We start from the raw sequence: 15,599 nt of genomic DNA, 5'->3' as shown, positions 1-15,599 counted from the left end.
AAATTTCAATCATTCCCAGAGTGGTAAATATGATGATTGAGACAAACTCCAAGCAAGGCATGGCATTTGCAGCCGCATTTCTATCTTTAGTTTCTGTGCAAATAGGAGCATCAATAGGAAAAGCCCTTTTTCCAATTCTGAGTGCAGAAGGAGTGACCTTAACTCGACTTGCTTTAGCAGCATGTTTCTTATGGATTGTTTATAAACCTTGGAGAGGCTGGAATAAACAGACTAATTGGAAAAATCTCATTATTTATGGGGCCATCCTCACATTAATGAATACTTTAATTTATAAAGCATTTTCTTATATGTCTGTTGGAATCGCTATTTCCATCGAAGTGTTGGGACCGCTTACGGTCGCTATTTTAATGTCTAAAAATAAATTAGATTATTTTTGGGGAGCATTATCTCTTATTGGTTTGCTTTTTTTACCTATGGGCAATTCAAATAATAACTTTAGCTTTATTGGTATGGCGTATGCGCTTGTGGCTGCCGTGGGTTGGGGGCTATACGTTATTTATGGCTCTAAAGTTGCGCAAGGTGGTGGTAGCTCAGTTGCAACAGGAATGTTCTTGGCGGCTTTGTTTGCAACGCCTTTAGGTGCATCTCACATTATTCATATTTTTGATAGTTATACGATTCTTTTGACATGTTTACTCATGGCGATGCTAGCAAGTGCAATTCCATTTATATTAGATATGGTTGCTATGAAAAAACTGCATCCACGTGTTTTTGGAATATTAGTGAGCGCATCACCAGCGGTGAGTGCTTTGGCTGGATGGCTGATTTTAGATGAACGATTAAATCATTTTCAGATCATTGGAATAGCAATTATTATGGCATCGTGTGCAGGATGTTCTTATTTCTCGTATAAACGTAATACCGCATAAGACCATTTGTCTATGATGGCATATATCTAAAGCTGGATGAGTCGTTTTTAAGGGGGATAAATAATAAGCCCCCTTAAAAAGGCTGCCTCTGTACAAAAAGAATATAAAAACAGTAAGTATTACTTACTCAAGTATCATTTTAATCTGATTGATATTTATACAATATGATTGCAAGATCACAAGGATATGAACTGATGAAATTTCTAAAATTTCTAACTTTTAGCACGATTCTTACGTTATCCGCGCATAGTTATGCGACAGTGGGTGGTGGACAAAAAATTGAAGTATTGGGTTATCAGCAAAAAGAGAAGAAGCTTTATGTATTAAGACACTACGAAGATGGTCGAGGACGTTTACCACAACTATATTATTATCTATTAAATAGTAAATCGCCTGACAAACTTATTGAAGTTAAATCTATCTATATCAATCCAAAAACACATAAGATTGATTATGATCAAGATAGTAGAGCGTTTGATAAAGCTCTCAATAAAATTAAAAAGAATTTAACGCCTTTGATCGTAAGTAATAGTAAAACTGTAAAAATTCAGACCTTAAAAACGCATCAGAATCAAATACCATCTTGGTTTGATCCTTCAGGGAAAATCACGCAATATAAAACCGAATATGTTGTAAAATCGCCGTCTTTACAAAGTAAGACGCACATTGCTGTTCATTACACCAAAGCAATAAAAATTTCCCAAAATTATAGTGTGCCTAAACACAATAAGAGACTAGTTGTCGTTAAATATCTGGGGGTTCCAGAAGAAACTGGTTATGACATTGAAGACCCCGTTTTACTACTGCCTGTGAAAAAATAAGTTTAAGAGCAAATTATTTTCTTGGTTCAAATCGGTAGCAGCAGGGCATCACTATCTGGATGTTTACGACAATATTGCCAGTATTGGTCATTATCATCTTACGGTCATTGAAATTGTAAATGAGCAAAAGAAAATGCCCATTTGTTATTTTCTAATCATTTTGAGAGTTAAAAACGGTGATATTTCAAAAAGGATTTTAATTTTTTATATAATTAAATCAGTTTTCTATAAAACTAATGAACGAATTAATTTATTCAAGATCAAGTTGATTGTCATCTTTAGTGACTTTGATTTTTAACTTTTTATATTTCCGTTTGTTTGGATCAATTGCAGAATTTATAACCTCATCTGCGAAAGATGAACATAGCATCAATTTTGCGTATGTTCTGTAACCTATCAAAATTCTTCGTAGTGGGTAGTCTGTTCTTGTAGAGTAATAGTCGATTCTGGAGTTTAATTCTTGTAGCAGGGGCTGCTGGGACATTGGAATAATTTCTCTAAGAGGTACATACAGCATATAGAGATTTAACTCCGCTAAGAAGAATTATTTTGAAAATGTTATAAATTTTAGATAAATCAATATTCATATTAAATATCAAAGTATTTTAGATATGCAAAATATATATTTATTCCTTGTAAATTTAAGTAGATACACTCCAAATGGCAATATTTTATTATGCTGTAAAAAATATTAGTAACAACTCTTTTTAAAGCCACAGTGGCCTATGTGTTATAGTCAATTTCGATTAATTATTGGTATTAAAATGGATATCTGTATTGGCGGTATACTTGATGGGAAGAAAAGAAAGGATGATCAAAATCATTTCAGAGTAGATAGTCATTATTCTGATCATGGTTCTGAATATAATAAAGAGCATTTTCATTTACATGGGCAGCTTCATACATTTTGGATAAGTGAGGATATTGATTTTTTTGCCGCGCAAAAAAGAGTTGAATTAATATTAAGTACAAGATTTGGACTTGTTTAAAAAATATATGTACCATTTTAGATAATATTTAATATAAAAATTTTAAATTAAATATTTTATAATTAGTATGATGTGAAACAAAAGCTCTATTTAATATAGAGCTTTTGAGTTAATAGGTTATTTATTCCTTTTTTTCTTGGTTATTATTTTCGGTAGGATTTTTTTCTGCTTCAGGGGTTTGTTCGGGATTTTCAGTTTTATCCTCAGTAGGTTGAGCATTAGAGTCATTTTGATTTTGTGTGGTTTTTTTTGAAAATTCTTTGAAATCAGACATTTTAAACTTCTTAATAATAGTAAGGAAGCTTTATCGTAGGCTTTTAATTCAGTTACATTGCGGTGATTATGAGAACTCTATGTAGAGATATGTGCCTAAAAGTTTTCAATTATCGACATAATATTTCTTTGAGTCAAATAGAGTGTTGATATGTAAGTGGAAGGAAATTTTAATCAAATACAAGAGTTAACATATAGTTAAATAGCTATTGTATTTAATGTTTTTTTAATAATTACAATTTATTTAAATATATTATTTTAAGTTCTTAATTGGAGGGGGTATTTTTAATTAAAGTGGGGGATTCGATCTATAAATATATTTATACAACATAAAGATACAGTTTTACATGCATACTCAATCAAATTAATTAAAAAATGAGAAAAATATGGATGCTGAAATGAAAAAATATTTTGATGTGGCTGAAAGTGTTTACAATAATATTCACTTTAAAAATCAGTCTTCTAAAGATTTAGTTGATTGTCTCAATAGACTGTTAGTTGAAATTAAAAAAGAAGCAGCTACAAACAATTTACAATTAAAATATTCTGTTATTGATTTTGAAAGCTGTTTAAACAGGCCAATGAAAGAGCGTATTGTTAAAATTGATTTAAGCCTTCTCCCTAATTTTGAGAATCAATATGAATTTATTCTTTGGTTGGTAAGTTTTATAAAAAGTATTTCTGTATCTAGAAGTTATTATTTTTAAATTGTTGTGTGATAGCAAATAAAATAAATATTTTTTAAATTTGTTGTATAAATATTTATTTAGCGTATACTCAATTTAACTAGAAAAATAGACTTATTAGTAAATCCTCTTTTAGTATCGTAGTTTTATTCATAATCCTTCGTTTTTTAAGATTTTAAACTCAATTTGTTATTATTTTCAAAGTTCAATGAGTCATAAAATATGGCTTTATATTATTAAAAATCAAAGGATATATTATGTCTAATACAGCAATTGGTACAGTGAAATGGTTTAATGAAACTAAAGGTTTTGGTTTTATTCAACAAGATGCAGGTCCAGATGTTTTTGCACATTTTAAAGAAATCAGTAGTTCAGGGTTTAAAACCTTATATGAAGGTCAACGTGTTAGTTTTAATATAGCTCAAGGACAAAAAGGTCCTTCTGCTATTAATATTGTTGTTCAATAATATAATTAGAAAAAAAGCACCTTAGGTGCTTTTTTTGTTTTTAAAGTATATTAATTTCTAGATAATTTATAAATTAATTAAAATATTAATAATTATGATGTTAAACAAGGGTATCACATTCAGATACACTTGCATTGTATCTATATAAAGGTAAAAGGACTATGTTAACTAAGTGCTAGATAATCATCTACACAACATTAAATAGGAGAGACTCTAATGTCTCAACAAAACCAAGTTAAAAACGATCAAGACAAATCAAAAGAGCAACAACAGCAACAGCAAGACGGTAAAGAGTTTGAGCCTAAAAGTCCTGATCAGAATGCTGTAGAAAAAGTTGATCAAAATGATAAAATTGAGAAAAAATAATAATATAATAAATTTGTTTTTTCTTAAATGATGGGTTGGTAGAAAGAATAATGATTCTTTTTGCCAATTTATAAAATTAAGAGGAATGTTTTTAATATGTCTTTTATTATAATAATTTTAATTTTGTTTGTTTTTGCTTATATTTTATTTAAGGTTTTTTCTACAGTTAAACTGGAGCTCCCCGAAAGTACTCTAAAAATAGCTGGAAAAATATTTACAGAGAATAAGAACTTTTTCGAACATGAAATAATTGTAACTTTATACCAAGAAGAATTGATAACTTTAGTCGGTAATCAAAATAGTGATAGAACTAATGTCTTTAAAAATGCTGTAATATGCCTTGAAAAAGAAACAAATAAAATTGCAGTGTATATAGATACTTTAAGAGTTGGATATCTTAATAAAATAAATTCTTCCAGTTTTGTTAATTTTTTAAAAACAAAAGGTTTTAGTGAGCGAGATGCTTTTGAAGTTGATGCCGTTATAATGAGTGAAAAAATAAACCAATGGAGTGTGAAATTAGACATACCATACGATATGGAAAAGTTTAGGTTTGATAAATATTAAATTTAAGATAACTATTTAATTGATATTTCTATAAGATATATTTTGGTACATTTTTTTTAGTATTGAAAATAAAAAGAGATCATAATAATTATATTGATAATAAAAAGGAGAAAAGATATGGAACTTAGAGCTGTAAAAATGCATAAAATGTTTAGAGATTTTCATGAAGAAAAGGAACTTGGCTATGTAGGGGAATATGATGAAAAACATAACCTTATAGCGATATATGATATTTTTAAAGAAAAGATGCAGAAAATAGAAGGAACTTATCAATGGGTTTTACCCTCATCGGGTGAGGTGTTTTTTGTTGAGGAAGATCCGCTATATAGTCGTTAATGGATTTTTCCTCCTACTTTAAGCAGATAAAAGCCTCTTTATAAATCCCAATTTAACAATAAATTTTAATTATTTATCCTTACTTTTTAATGATCTATTTTAAAACAAATGTCATTTTGCGTGCTTGACTGTAAGAGGGTTGGACACTATCCTTTGCCTGCTGGCCTACATCGCCAGTCGGTTTTGACGGACCGTATCATAGAAGCATTAAAGGTTTTTACTTTTAGTGCCTAGCCCCTCGTGCCCCCTCTACGGTGGAACGGGAGGGGGACACCTTCGGGTGTGCTGGCTCTATGACCAGTCCGTCAACCCTCTTTCGTTCTGCCACCATAATTTTAATGTTTCGGCAGAACTCCCAATAAAAAGGAGTTGGCTTTGCACATCCATTATTTCTTGGCAGCCTTTGCCAAAAGCTATAACAACACAGCTTAAAAATTTAAAGCAGCTTGATCACCCTAAGGTTCTCAGGCTTTAAGTCATTCCGGCTCAAAAAACTTATTTGAACAACAAAACTTGAGATGTGCCAAGCACAGTCTTTATAGACTTTGCTGTGCCTTTTTTTCTCCCAAAAAAGTATCTCATTTAGAAACAACAATAATTTTTTATAACGGTAAAACAATGCCAAAGTTAGTTCTCCCTACACGTGCTATTCATATCATTAATACGTCGATTGATTTATTTCACCATCATGGCTTTCATAAGGTTGGAATCGACAGAATCGTAAAAGAGTCAAAGATTCCAAAAGCGACGTTTTATAACTACTTTCACTCTAAAGAACGATTTGTTGAAATCTGTTTGATTGTGCAGAAAGAACGTTTAAAAGAAAAAGTGGTTTCAATTGCTGAGTACGACCAAGGCCCAAACGTGAAAGATAAACTCAAGGCGCTTTATCTTTTACATACCGATTTAGAGGGACTGTACTATTTATTGTTTAAGGCTATTTTTGAGATAAAACTGACCTATTCAAAAGCCTATCAAGTCGCAATTAAATACCGTACATGGCTAATCAATGAAATCTATAGTCAGCTTAGAGTATTCAAAACGGATACGACTTTTCAGGATGCCAAGCTATTTTTATATATGATTGAAGGCGCAATTATTCAGCTTTTAAGTTCGGGTCAGACAGATGAGAGAGAAAGGGTGTTGGATTGTTTTCTCATCTCTATGATCAATCATCACTAGTTAACGAGCTCGCTTTTAAAAAGATCACCTCTTCGGACTCTTTCAGTCAAAGTGGGGGCTTCTAGATTCTTCGTTCCCATGCTTTATTTATCTCCACTCAAATGTTAATAAGATTAATACTAACCCCGAGGTGCGTACCTTATATGATCGGGAAATAAATATTATATTAAGGCTTATCTCTATTGGATCCAGAATATTTCAGGATTTTATTTACTCAGCTAAGGTTGAATTTGGTTCCATCAATCTAAGAAAAACTCTTTTTACATGATCAAAATCTTCTTTAGGGATGCAGCCATACAATTTACACAGGATTAAGAATGAATAATTTGAATTTTAAAACTCTAAAGAAGTATTGGTTGCGATTCTTGGGTATTGCTGTAATCGCTGGCTCCTTAGTATTGGCATTTGCTTGGGTCGCTGGTCTATTTGGACATCGAACAACAAGCAAAACATTTTTGGGCGACTCATTAAGTAAATTTGATCCCGGATATCGTCGTGCCCACGGTAAGGGTATTTGTTTTGATGGTACTTACCACAGTAATGGTGCGGCGGCTGCACTCTCTAAAGCCACTGTATTTGCCAAGTCTGATATACCAGCAATTGGCCGATTTTCTATTGGGAGCGGTAACCCGCATGCGGCAGATAATTCGACAGCAACAGTGAGTATGGCTTTATTGCTTTCCGCAGCTGATCATTCACAATGGCGCATGAAATTAAACAACTTTCCTTATTTCCCTACGCGAAATGCTGAAGGTTTTTTAGCGCAGCAAAAAGCATTTAAACCAGTTCCATCTACTGGCAAACCTGATCCAGCCCTTGTTGAGGCTTTTCTAAAAGAATATCCCGAAGCTCGTAAGTCTATTGAGCAAAAGGCAAAGATGCCATTAACCGGTAGTTTCAGCGGCGCAGAATTTTATGTCGTAAATGCTTTTATATTGCGGGCTGCCAATGGACAACAACAACCAGTCCGTTGGTCTATGCGTCCTCATTCAAAATTTATTAGTCTGACGAAAGAACAACGTGATCAAGCTGGCCATGATTTCTTATTTAAAGACATAAAAAAACGTTTGGCTGAAGGGCCGCTATATTGGGATTTAGTTTTGCAACTTGCCGAGCCAGGAGACCCAGTGAATGACCCATCTCAACCTTGGCCAAAAGAACGTAAAGAAGTGATAGCAGGAACATTGGAAGTTAAAAATGTAACTGAACAGGTAAATGGCGTTTGCCGTGATATTAACTTTGACCCAACATTGGTTCCACCCGGAATTGAGTTATCAGATGATCCAGTACTCGCCGCACGAGCGGGTATCTATGCACAGTCTTACAATGCTCGCTTACGTGAAATTGGATTTGGCAAAGCAACGGATGCCGTGGGTAAATAGGAGAGATCAGCCATGCAAAATAAATCTAACAATAATGCTCCACGTCATTTTAATTTGACTGCTCGAATACTACATTGGGCTATGGCGGTAGCAATTTTGGCTATGCTATTTATTGGTGTTGGAATGACAACTTCAATCACTTGGCGTCCGTGGTTAATCGATATTCACCGTCCCTTAGGAATCGCAATCTTATTACTGGTCATCATAAGATTAATAAATCGACTCTATTTCCCAATTCCACCTTTGCCGCCGACTGTACCGCGCTGGCAAGCGTTTATTGCCCATGCATCACATTGGTTACTTTATATTTTGATGTTTAGTTTGCCATTGCTCGGATGGGCAACGCTTTCGGCAGGTAATTGGCCTGTAACGTTATTTCCGGGTTGGGACCTTCCACCAATCGCTCCAACCAACTCTACGCTCTATGCTTGGTTTCGCACTCTACACGGAATTTTGGCTTGGCTGTTATTTGCTGTCGTTATTGGTCATCTGTCTGCTGCATTATTACATGCATGGGTTTATCGAGATGGCGTATTCTCAAGTATGGCTTTGGGTTCTTCTACTGAGTCAAATAGAGATAATGAAAAGAAGAGTGTGGATTGAGAGAGTTATTCGACTTTAGAGTTTGAAGCACTCACTCAGAATATATAGACAGTGCATTAGGTAGATTAGAACCTAAAGCACTGTTGGAACATTATTTTAGAGTTATGTATTTCGATAAAACCAATTTACACAAGCATCTGCCAAAATTTGTGTGGTATCAAAGCTCACATCTAAAATTGGAGATTGAATAGCATGTAACCCAATTGGAATTTCTGTACAAGCTAAAATAATCGAACCAGCACCTTTATCTATGAGCCTTTGGCTTAACTCTTGAAAAACGATACCCGCTTGTGCCGATTCATTACGTTTTACAGCATAAACAGCGGGCATAAATTCCTGTTCAATTTCTTGATTCGAATTAATGACAAAAGGAATGTCGTGCTTGCTTAACTCAAGTTGATACAACTGAGTAGAAAGGGCGCCTTTGGTTGCCAATATTCCGACTTTATCACCAGATTGATAATTCTTTAAAATCTGTTGCACCGTAATTTCAACCATATTTAAGATTTCAATAGGGGTGTGTTGCTGTAAGTCAGAATGCCAGAAGTGTGCGGTATTACATGGAATAGCGATTTTAGAGACACCGCTACGTTCTAAAATTTTTAGTCCATGTAACATGGCACTTAAAGGACTTTCACCTAGGTTTTTAAGTGCAAGTTGTCGGTCAGGAATACCGCCGTGATTCCAAGCAATTGTTGGAATATGTTCCTGATCTTTAGTGGCAGGGCTTGCATCGAGCAGACGCTGTTGAAAATCAACAGCAGCGCCCGGTCCCATACCACCCAAAATTCCAAGGGTGGGGAGTTGTGAAAATTCAGTCATCTTACAAACGGTATGCATCTTTATTCGAGAAGGTTTTACGATAACCGAATAAGCCTACGGCACCGCCTGTATGAAGGAAGATCACTTTATCATCTTTAGTGAAATGACCCTGACGAATAAGGTCGACTAAGCCTGCAAAACCTTTACCTGAGTAAACAGGGTCAAGCAAAATACCTTCAGTTCGAGCCAGCAATTCAACAGCCTCAACCATGCTATCAGTTGGAATACCGTAGCCATCGCCAACATAGTCACTATTTGCAATCACTTTTTCACGAGCAATAAGATCTGCGTTTAAACCCAGATGTTCTAAAGTTGCACGAGTAAGTTTATAAACATTTTCTTCTTGTTTAGATTTTTCAGCACGAACACTGATACCGAGTACTGGTAAGTTTGAGTGAGTTACCGCAATACCCGCTAAAAGGCCAGCTTGAGTACCTGTGCTACCTGTTGCATGTACAAGATGAGTCGGAGCCAGTTGAATCTGGTTAAGTTGGTTAATTAATTCAATTGCTGTTGAGACATAACCTAAAGCACCAATAGCATTTGAACCACCACCTGGAATAATGTACGGACGTTCCCCTTGTAGTTCTAATTCTTTTGCTTTGGCTTCTAAAGCTGCCACCATATCGGTGCCACCCGGAACTACCTCAATTGATGTTGCACCTAAAATCTCATCGAGCAATAAGTTTCCATTATTGTAATATTCATCTGTACCATCACTAACGCGTTGTTCGAGTAAAACTGATGCCTTTAAACCAAATTTATTTGCTGCTGCAATCGTTTGGCGAACATGGTTAGATTGAGTTGCACCTTGAGTAAGTACATGGGTTGCACCTTTTGTAAGTGCATCACCAATTAAAAATTCTAATTTGCGAGTTTTATTGCCACCTGTAGCCAGCCCTGTAGCATCGTCTCGTTTGATGTAAATCTGGGGACCATTTAACGCTTTAGTTAAGTTAGGTAAAAACTCTAGAGGAGTAGGCGCATGAACCAGTTGAACGCGCGGTAAATGACTTAATAACATAATAATGTCCTAAAATTTAATGTATGTAATCAATCATGCGGCTTACTTCTTTGCGCATAATTTCTAAAATATGTTTTTTGGTTTCAATAAATTCTTGCCGTGGCGTAATATTTTCAATGCTACGCGCACGAGGTAAATTCACTTGAATATCTTCGGCAATGCGTCCGGGATGGCCTGCCATTAAAATAATGCGATCTGCTAAAAGTAGAGATTCATCAATATCGTGAGTAACAAATAAAACGGTAGTTTTATTGTCTTGCCAAAGCTGAGTCAGTGTTTCCTGCATTAAAATACGTGTTTGAGCATCTAATGCCCCAAAAGGCTCATCCATTAATAAAATCTTTGGCTTCATGACCCACGCACGGGCAAGGGCAACACGTTGCTTCATACCGCCTGAGATTTGCCAGATTCGATGATTTTCAAACTTCTTTAAACCCGTTTTTTCTAAGTAATATTCAGTTTGCTCAGCAATATATTTAGCTTCAGCTTTTGATTGCTTAAGTGGAAATTGAATATTTTCTTTTACTGTGAGCCAAGGAAATAATTGAGCTTGTTGAAATACAACAGCTCGGTCAATGCCCGGTGCTGAGACGGTTTGACCATCTACATAAATCTCACCTAAAGTTGGTTTTTCAAAACCAGCAAGCAAGTTCAAAATAGTTGATTTACCACAGCCAGAAGGCCCAAGTAAGCAAACAAACTGACCTTCAGGAATTTTAAGATTAATATCTTCTAGGACCGTATTTTCCGTCTTGTTTTGTTTAAATATTTTCTGAACATTATTTAGCTCAATAAAGGGTTGAGTCATTATGCTTTTCCTGTCCAAGGGGCCCATTTTTGCTGTGCTTTCACAATGAGCCAATCTAAAATAAAGCCAATTGTTCCAAGTAAAATAATCCCGACAATCACAACATCTGTACGCAAATAAGAACCGGCATTAATAATCATCCAGCCTAAACCAGAAGTTGCTGCAACCATTTCCGCTGCAATTAATGATGTCCAACCAATACCAATAGATAAACGAATGGTGGTGAAAATTTCAGGAAGCGAAGAGGGTAAAATGACGCGGAATAAGATTGCTGTTTTTCCTAAGCCCATCGTTTGTGCTGCTTGAATCAAACCATATGGAACGTTTTGGCTTGCTGCGGTTGAACCCACAATAACACTCAGTAAAGTCGCAATAAAAATAAGGAAAAATTTAGATTCCTCACCAATTCCTAGCCACACAACGACCAATGGAATGAGGGCAATTTTGGGAATAGGACGTAAGAATTGTACAAATGGATCTAAAATGGCATTAAGTACAGGACTACGGCCCATTAATAATCCCAAAGGCACACCAATAATGATTGCAACGAAGAATGCAAAGAAGGCACGCGCCGTGCTGACTAAAATGTGTTGATAAAAAGGAGCATCTCGGTAACCGTTTTTAAATAAATCTAAAACTGTATCTAAAATCTGTAGAGGAGAGGGCAACAAAATTGGTGAGACAAGTTTAAATGTACACACAAGCTGCCAAATAATCACAAAAGTGATTAGCGATAATGTACTAATCACTTTTACTTTAAACGGGTTCAACTGAATCATTTCATAACCTTATTTTGTCGCTTCAATAAGGTATTTACTGTCGATATTAGGCGCATAACTCTTTGGAACATCAGATTGTTTCAACTCGCCAATACTGACTAAAAATTTAGCAATATCTTGAGTTGCTTTAGCCAAGCCAGAGTTTTCATCGTTTGATGTTGCACCCAAATATTTTTCAGAGGCTTGATCTTTCAGTGGAATATATTCGATACCAGCAAGTGTAGTTTCGACTTGGTCATATGGAAGACTTAAGTATTTAGAGATTTTTTCAGAAGCAGCTTTAGGATCACGTTTATATTCATCAACTTGATCTTGGTAAGCCTTCAAGAATTTAATGACAAGGTCAGGGTGTTTTTCTGCAAACTCTTTACGGACAGCGAAGTTGTTATAAACCAAAATACCTTTTTCATTCAGCGTCGTTGTACGATAAATTTCTTTACCGCCTTCTTTCTCTAGCTGTTGAGTAAATGGTCCCCAAACATAAGCTGCATCAATATCACCACGTGTCCATGCAGAAACAATTTCAGCAGGCTTAAGTGGAATTAATTTGATTTTTGATTTATCAATTTTATTTAATGCAAGCGCTTGTTCTAAAGCATATTGCGCGGTGGAGTTAGCAGGGAAGGCAACTTTTTTACCAACTAGACCTTGCAGATTTTTAATATCAGGACGAACAATTAAACGTTCTGCACCAGAAATTAGACCTTCCAAACCAATGATTTCAATTGGTAGCCCGCGAGTAATACCTGCAACAGCTGGGCTTGAGCCAAAACGAGCAATATCAATTTCATTTGCGGCGAAGTAATTAATTACATCTGCACCCGAAGCAAATTCAACCCACTTAATTTTTGTACCTAAAGCTTTTTCAAAATCTCCATCAGCTTTACCAAGAACCCAAACTCGTGGACCACCACCCCAAGCAAAACGTACTTCTTTAGGTAGTTCAGCAGCAGCCGCAGTTTGAGAAGCTTCTGCCTTAGTTTCATTATTTTGCTGTGAATTATTTCCACAACCGGTTAAAAGTGCAAAGCTGAGAACCCCTACTGATAAGATAGCGTTTTTTAAGTGAAAACGTGTTGCAAACAACATTATATTTCCAGTAATTTTCGAAATTTATTCGATCTTAGTGAAAATTTATGATTAATAAAAATATGAAAAAGTGGAATGGATATATGCAAAGATGAGTTTATATTTATCATTAAAAAAGAATTATTTATCACTTAAAATTGGTAGTTATATTTTGAGTTAAAATCGATGCATGAAAAAAATAAGAGCTTTTAAAAAATTATTTATTTATAGGTTAGTGCATGATTAAAATTATTAATTAACTTAAGAATATTCAAAAATTACATAGCTTCTGAGGTGAATGACCACTTCAAAAACCATGCAATTTATAAGTAGGGCTTTTAACGATTTAGGAGCTTATTTAATTCGATACCACGTTTGGTTTCGGCCAATTGCAGAAATACCAATGTATCCACGAGCGATAAGTTTTTCGCCATCTGGTGATACGGTTACACTAAATTTATAAGTCTTATCTGACTGTGGGTCGAGGATAGATCCCTTGTCATATTTATTTTGACCGACACTTCTTAAATTTTTGACAATGGTTAGGCCAATCAAAGATTTGTTTTTGTAAGTACCTTCACACATCGTACATTTGTTAGCTTCACTTGGAACGAGTATTTTTTCGATGTTAGCAGAGAGGTTACCATTTTTATCTTCGCTAAATTTTACCAGTGCTCTGGGTTCATTGGTTGCATCATCAATTGTTTTCCAAACACTGCCATGTAATTTGTCCGAAGCAAATGAATGAATCGAATAAAAGCTAAGTAAAAGTAAGAGTAAATATTTTTTCATATCAAGCATTTCTCAAATTAAAAATGGATGGTTTTAAAGGTCTGAATTATTCATTTTAAATTTAACTTCACAGTTTTCTTAGTATTGAATCTTTAAGCTAAACAATATGTAAAGTTATAATCTATTTGTGTGGATATTATTTTGATCAATTTATTTATGCAATTGCGAGAAAGGACAGAATGATTAAATAAGGTTTTAAAAGCTGATAATAAATTATTAATAATTTTTAGAATGAGAGATAGATTAAGTAGATATACAGTTTGATAAGGAATGATGGAACTTATGCTGAAGAGGACTAAAAACATCAACTAATTTTTAAATTAGTTAGATTGCGTGTAATACATCACGGTTTATAAAATAACATTCAAATCATGCGTTTAGTATTTATTGACAGTGTGCAATATTAAGTTTTATAACTAAAAGATCCTGAAGCTGTTTCTTTAACCAGAACAGAAAAAACACAATATAAAGATGAATAGACATTAGAACAAAAAGTTAAGGAGAAGAAATGAAAGTCCTTAAATACAGTTTATTTTCTCTGATGAGTATGCTGACAATAAATAGTGCGGATGCTGGAAATGCATCTACATCATTAAGAGTTAGTTTAACAATTATTGAAACGTGTGAAGTGTCTACACAAGGAAATTTAGATTTTGGTTCAGTCGTTCGTTCTCAGCCAGTTGCTGCTGCAAGAACGGATGTATCTGTGCAATGTAGTCAAAATACGCCGTATCAATTGGCGGTAACTTCAGACAATAACTTTGAACTTAAATCTGCTGCCAGCCCAGCATCTGTTGCATATGTACTTTATCAAGATGCTGGTCATACTCAAATTTGGGGAGGCCAGGGAAGTAAAATATATTCAGGAGTTGCCACAGGGATGAAAGAAAATATTCCTATTCATGGGGCAATTACATCAAGTACCAATGTTCAAGCGACCAAATATGAAGATTGGGTACGTGTGAACGTTATATATTAATAAAAGAAAAAATATTGTTGGGAAACTCAGTTTTATGGGTTAGGAATAGCAAATTGAACATACTAAATCGACTACCAGTAAACCAAAGTTTAATGGGTGAGTTTACACGCCTATAAATGCTTTAAACTATTGTACGATAAGACTTTTAATAATTTAACTTTTTAATAAGATTCTCTTTTATGTTTGGCCACTCTTCATCAATGATACTAAATCTGACAGAATTCCTTTTTCTTCCATCGGGCATAATTCTCTCATTTCTTACAACACCTTCCTTTTGAGCACCAAGTCTTAAAATCGCATTCTGTGATTTTTCATTGAGTACATCTGTTGTAAGCTGAACCCTCACACAATTTAATTCCTCAAAGGCATATTTAAGAAGCAAATATTTTGCCTCTGTATTGGCATATGTTCGCTGCCAAGATTTTGAGTACCAAGTACTTCCAATTTCTAACTTTAAATTTTTTCTATCTATTTTCCAAAATCTGGTAGACCCAATAATTTTTCCTGTAGCGATATCTTCAACAACAAAAGGAAGAACTGTACCCGCTTGATAACCTTCTAGTGCGTGGTGAATATAGTCCTCTATTGTCTCTGCTGAAGGTACGACAGTGAAAGGGAGGTTCCATAGTTCTCCGTCTGATGCAGCGGCGACTAAATCTCTTGAGTCTTCAATCTTTAAAAGGCGTAACCGAATATGTTTACTTGAAAGCATGATGTTTGGGGCCATAACAGATGTCCTGTCTGAAAGTTATCAAAAAAGAGTTT

The 15,599-nt window shown here is 34.7% G+C and carries 21 protein-coding genes and 1 pseudogene; 12 read left to right on the top strand and 10 right to left on the bottom strand.

The annotated features are described in order from the left end of the window. Positions 1-29: 29 nt before the first annotated feature. The 3 genes and pseudogenes from AC1PJP_RS18490 to AC1PJP_RS18480 form a co-directional block, all read left to right on the top strand. Positions 30-890: an EamA family transporter gene (locus AC1PJP_RS18490; protein ID WP_479768062.1), complete on the top strand. Its 861-nt coding sequence runs from the start codon at positions 30-32 to the stop codon at positions 888-890. A 194-nt stretch (positions 891-1,084) separates the two neighbouring features. Next, entirely contained in the window at positions 1,085-1,711 is a 627-nt protein-coding gene (locus tag AC1PJP_RS18485; protein WP_479768060.1) for a hypothetical protein, read from the top strand. Positions 1,712-1,748: 37 nt separating this feature from the next. Then, positions 1,749-1,847 (top strand): annotated as a pseudogene (locus tag AC1PJP_RS18480) (aminotransferase); the annotation flags it as partial. Positions 1,848-1,961: 114 nt separating this feature from the next. Here the strand turns inward: AC1PJP_RS18480 and AC1PJP_RS18475 are convergent. The 3 genes from AC1PJP_RS18475 to AC1PJP_RS18465 form a co-directional block, all read right to left on the bottom strand. After that, the gene (locus AC1PJP_RS18475) at positions 1,962-2,195 is read right to left on the bottom strand and encodes a hypothetical protein (protein WP_140947354.1); all 234 of its coding nucleotides are present in this window, start codon (positions 2,193-2,195) and stop codon (positions 1,962-1,964) included. A gap of 341 nt (positions 2,196-2,536) precedes the next feature. Next, complete coding sequence (locus tag AC1PJP_RS18470; RefSeq protein ID WP_479768259.1) at positions 2,537-2,668, bottom strand: hypothetical protein; 132 nt, start codon at positions 2,666-2,668, stop codon at positions 2,537-2,539. 153 nt (positions 2,669-2,821) lie between these two features. Continuing rightward, a complete protein-coding gene (locus AC1PJP_RS18465) occupies positions 2,822-2,974 on the bottom strand; it encodes a hypothetical protein (RefSeq protein WP_192833658.1) in 153 nt (50 codons plus the stop codon). Positions 2,975-3,359: 385 nt separating this feature from the next. On the opposite strand from AC1PJP_RS18465, the gene AC1PJP_RS18460 reads away from it, so the two are divergent. From AC1PJP_RS18460 to AC1PJP_RS18425, 8 genes are all read left to right on the top strand, one after another. Continuing rightward, positions 3,360-3,680 (top strand): hypothetical protein, encoded by a 321-nt coding sequence (locus AC1PJP_RS18460; protein ID WP_013198383.1) that lies wholly within the window; start codon positions 3,360-3,362, stop codon positions 3,678-3,680. 236 nt (positions 3,681-3,916) lie between these two features. Further along, positions 3,917-4,126 carry a cold-shock protein gene (locus tag AC1PJP_RS18455; RefSeq protein ID WP_013198382.1) on the top strand — a complete coding sequence of 70 codons (210 nt, stop codon included), beginning with the start codon at positions 3,917-3,919 and terminating at the stop codon, positions 4,124-4,126. 216 nt (positions 4,127-4,342) lie between these two features. Further along, positions 4,343-4,492 (top strand): hypothetical protein, encoded by a 150-nt coding sequence (locus AC1PJP_RS18450; protein WP_013198381.1) that lies wholly within the window; start codon positions 4,343-4,345, stop codon positions 4,490-4,492. Between the two features lie 96 nt (positions 4,493-4,588). Then, positions 4,589-5,059 carry a hypothetical protein gene (locus AC1PJP_RS18445; RefSeq protein ID WP_140947396.1) on the top strand — a complete coding sequence of 157 codons (471 nt, stop codon included), beginning with the start codon at positions 4,589-4,591 and terminating at the stop codon, positions 5,057-5,059. A gap of 147 nt (positions 5,060-5,206) precedes the next feature. Further along, positions 5,207-5,395 (top strand): hypothetical protein, encoded by a 189-nt coding sequence (locus AC1PJP_RS18440; protein ID WP_081309099.1) that lies wholly within the window; start codon positions 5,207-5,209, stop codon positions 5,393-5,395. Between the two features lie 618 nt (positions 5,396-6,013). Next, complete coding sequence (locus AC1PJP_RS18435) at positions 6,014-6,577, top strand: TetR/AcrR family transcriptional regulator (protein ID WP_479768056.1); 564 nt, start codon at positions 6,014-6,016, stop codon at positions 6,575-6,577. A gap of 317 nt (positions 6,578-6,894) precedes the next feature. Continuing rightward, on the top strand, positions 6,895-7,959 hold the full coding sequence (locus tag AC1PJP_RS18430; RefSeq protein ID WP_447506496.1) for a catalase family peroxidase: 1,065 nt from the start codon (positions 6,895-6,897) through the stop codon (positions 7,957-7,959). Between the two features lie 12 nt (positions 7,960-7,971). Continuing rightward, on the top strand, positions 7,972-8,562 hold the full coding sequence (locus AC1PJP_RS18425; RefSeq protein ID WP_479768054.1) for a cytochrome b: 591 nt from the start codon (positions 7,972-7,974) through the stop codon (positions 8,560-8,562). 102 nt (positions 8,563-8,664) lie between these two features. Here AC1PJP_RS18425 and cuyB read toward each other — a convergent pair whose 3' ends face one another. From cuyB to AC1PJP_RS18395, 6 genes are all read right to left on the bottom strand, one after another. Continuing rightward, the gene (gene cuyB, locus AC1PJP_RS18420) at positions 8,665-9,384 is read right to left on the bottom strand and encodes a cysteate racemase (protein ID WP_479768052.1); all 720 of its coding nucleotides are present in this window, start codon (positions 9,382-9,384) and stop codon (positions 8,665-8,667) included. Position 9,385: 1 nt separating this feature from the next. Next, positions 9,386-10,408 (bottom strand): D-cysteate sulfo-lyase, encoded by a 1,023-nt coding sequence (gene cuyA / locus AC1PJP_RS18415; RefSeq protein ID WP_479768050.1) that lies wholly within the window; start codon positions 10,406-10,408, stop codon positions 9,386-9,388. 16 nt (positions 10,409-10,424) lie between these two features. Then, on the bottom strand, positions 10,425-11,216 hold the full coding sequence (locus AC1PJP_RS18410) for an ABC transporter ATP-binding protein (protein WP_479768048.1): 792 nt from the start codon (positions 11,214-11,216) through the stop codon (positions 10,425-10,427). Continuing rightward, positions 11,216-11,995, bottom strand: coding sequence for an ABC transporter permease (locus AC1PJP_RS18405; protein WP_479768046.1), 780 nt, complete (start codon positions 11,993-11,995; stop codon positions 11,216-11,218). Before AC1PJP_RS18405 ends, AC1PJP_RS18410 begins: the two co-directional genes overlap by 1 nt. A 9-nt stretch (positions 11,996-12,004) precedes the next feature. Next, the gene (locus AC1PJP_RS18400) at positions 12,005-13,084 is read right to left on the bottom strand and encodes a taurine ABC transporter substrate-binding protein (protein ID WP_479768044.1); all 1,080 of its coding nucleotides are present in this window, start codon (positions 13,082-13,084) and stop codon (positions 12,005-12,007) included. A 333-nt stretch (positions 13,085-13,417) separates the two neighbouring features. Beyond that, entirely contained in the window at positions 13,418-13,855 is a 438-nt protein-coding gene (locus tag AC1PJP_RS18395; protein WP_479768042.1) for a DUF2147 domain-containing protein, read from the bottom strand. Between the two features lie 508 nt (positions 13,856-14,363). Here AC1PJP_RS18395 and AC1PJP_RS18390 point away from each other — a divergent pair. Continuing rightward, positions 14,364-14,834 (top strand): Csu type fimbrial protein, encoded by a 471-nt coding sequence (locus AC1PJP_RS18390; RefSeq protein WP_479768041.1) that lies wholly within the window; start codon positions 14,364-14,366, stop codon positions 14,832-14,834. Between the two features lie 145 nt (positions 14,835-14,979). Here AC1PJP_RS18390 and AC1PJP_RS18385 read toward each other — a convergent pair whose 3' ends face one another. Next, positions 14,980-15,561: a GNAT family N-acetyltransferase gene (locus AC1PJP_RS18385; protein WP_479768039.1), complete on the bottom strand. Its 582-nt coding sequence runs from the start codon at positions 15,559-15,561 to the stop codon at positions 14,980-14,982. Positions 15,562-15,599: the final 38 nt, after the last annotated feature.

The organism is Acinetobacter sp. V116_7, from assembly GCF_056735735.1.
Note: the sequence above shows the minus strand (reverse complement) of the source record. Positions and strands in the feature narration are given on the sequence as shown.

Excerpts from the sequence above, each read along its gene's own strand:
- AC1PJP_RS18490 (WP_479768062.1), top strand. The coding sequence starts at position 30 with ATGATGATTGAGACAAACTCCAAGCAAGGCATGGCATTTGCAGCCGCA.
- AC1PJP_RS18485 (WP_479768060.1), top strand. The coding sequence starts at position 1,085 with ATGAAATTTCTAAAATTTCTAACTTTTAGCACGATTCTTACGTTATCC.
- AC1PJP_RS18475 (WP_140947354.1), bottom strand. The coding sequence starts at position 2,195 with ATGTCCCAGCAGCCCCTGCTACAAGAATTAAACTCCAGAATCGACTAT.
- AC1PJP_RS18465 (WP_192833658.1), bottom strand. The coding sequence starts at position 2,974 with ATGTCTGATTTCAAAGAATTTTCAAAAAAAACCACACAAAATCAAAAT.
- AC1PJP_RS18460 (WP_013198383.1), top strand. The coding sequence starts at position 3,360 with ATGGATGCTGAAATGAAAAAATATTTTGATGTGGCTGAAAGTGTTTAC.
- AC1PJP_RS18455 (WP_013198382.1), top strand. The coding sequence starts at position 3,917 with ATGTCTAATACAGCAATTGGTACAGTGAAATGGTTTAATGAAACTAAA.
- AC1PJP_RS18450 (WP_013198381.1), top strand. The coding sequence starts at position 4,343 with ATGTCTCAACAAAACCAAGTTAAAAACGATCAAGACAAATCAAAAGAG.
- AC1PJP_RS18445 (WP_140947396.1), top strand. The coding sequence starts at position 4,589 with ATGTCTTTTATTATAATAATTTTAATTTTGTTTGTTTTTGCTTATATT.
- AC1PJP_RS18440 (WP_081309099.1), top strand. The coding sequence starts at position 5,207 with ATGTTTAGAGATTTTCATGAAGAAAAGGAACTTGGCTATGTAGGGGAA.
- AC1PJP_RS18435 (WP_479768056.1), top strand. The coding sequence starts at position 6,014 with ATGCCAAAGTTAGTTCTCCCTACACGTGCTATTCATATCATTAATACG.
- AC1PJP_RS18430 (WP_447506496.1), top strand. The coding sequence starts at position 6,895 with ATGAATAATTTGAATTTTAAAACTCTAAAGAAGTATTGGTTGCGATTC.
- AC1PJP_RS18425 (WP_479768054.1), top strand. The coding sequence starts at position 7,972 with ATGCAAAATAAATCTAACAATAATGCTCCACGTCATTTTAATTTGACT.
- cuyB (WP_479768052.1), bottom strand. The coding sequence starts at position 9,384 with ATGACTGAATTTTCACAACTCCCCACCCTTGGAATTTTGGGTGGTATG.
- cuyA (WP_479768050.1), bottom strand. The coding sequence starts at position 10,408 with ATGTTATTAAGTCATTTACCGCGCGTTCAACTGGTTCATGCGCCTACT.
- AC1PJP_RS18410 (WP_479768048.1), bottom strand. The coding sequence starts at position 11,216 with ATGACTCAACCCTTTATTGAGCTAAATAATGTTCAGAAAATATTTAAA.
- AC1PJP_RS18405 (WP_479768046.1), bottom strand. The coding sequence starts at position 11,995 with ATGATTCAGTTGAACCCGTTTAAAGTAAAAGTGATTAGTACATTATCG.
- AC1PJP_RS18400 (WP_479768044.1), bottom strand. The coding sequence starts at position 13,084 with ATGTTGTTTGCAACACGTTTTCACTTAAAAAACGCTATCTTATCAGTA.
- AC1PJP_RS18395 (WP_479768042.1), bottom strand. The coding sequence starts at position 13,855 with ATGAAAAAATATTTACTCTTACTTTTACTTAGCTTTTATTCGATTCAT.
- AC1PJP_RS18390 (WP_479768041.1), top strand. The coding sequence starts at position 14,364 with ATGAAAGTCCTTAAATACAGTTTATTTTCTCTGATGAGTATGCTGACA.
- AC1PJP_RS18385 (WP_479768039.1), bottom strand. The coding sequence starts at position 15,561 with ATGGCCCCAAACATCATGCTTTCAAGTAAACATATTCGGTTACGCCTT.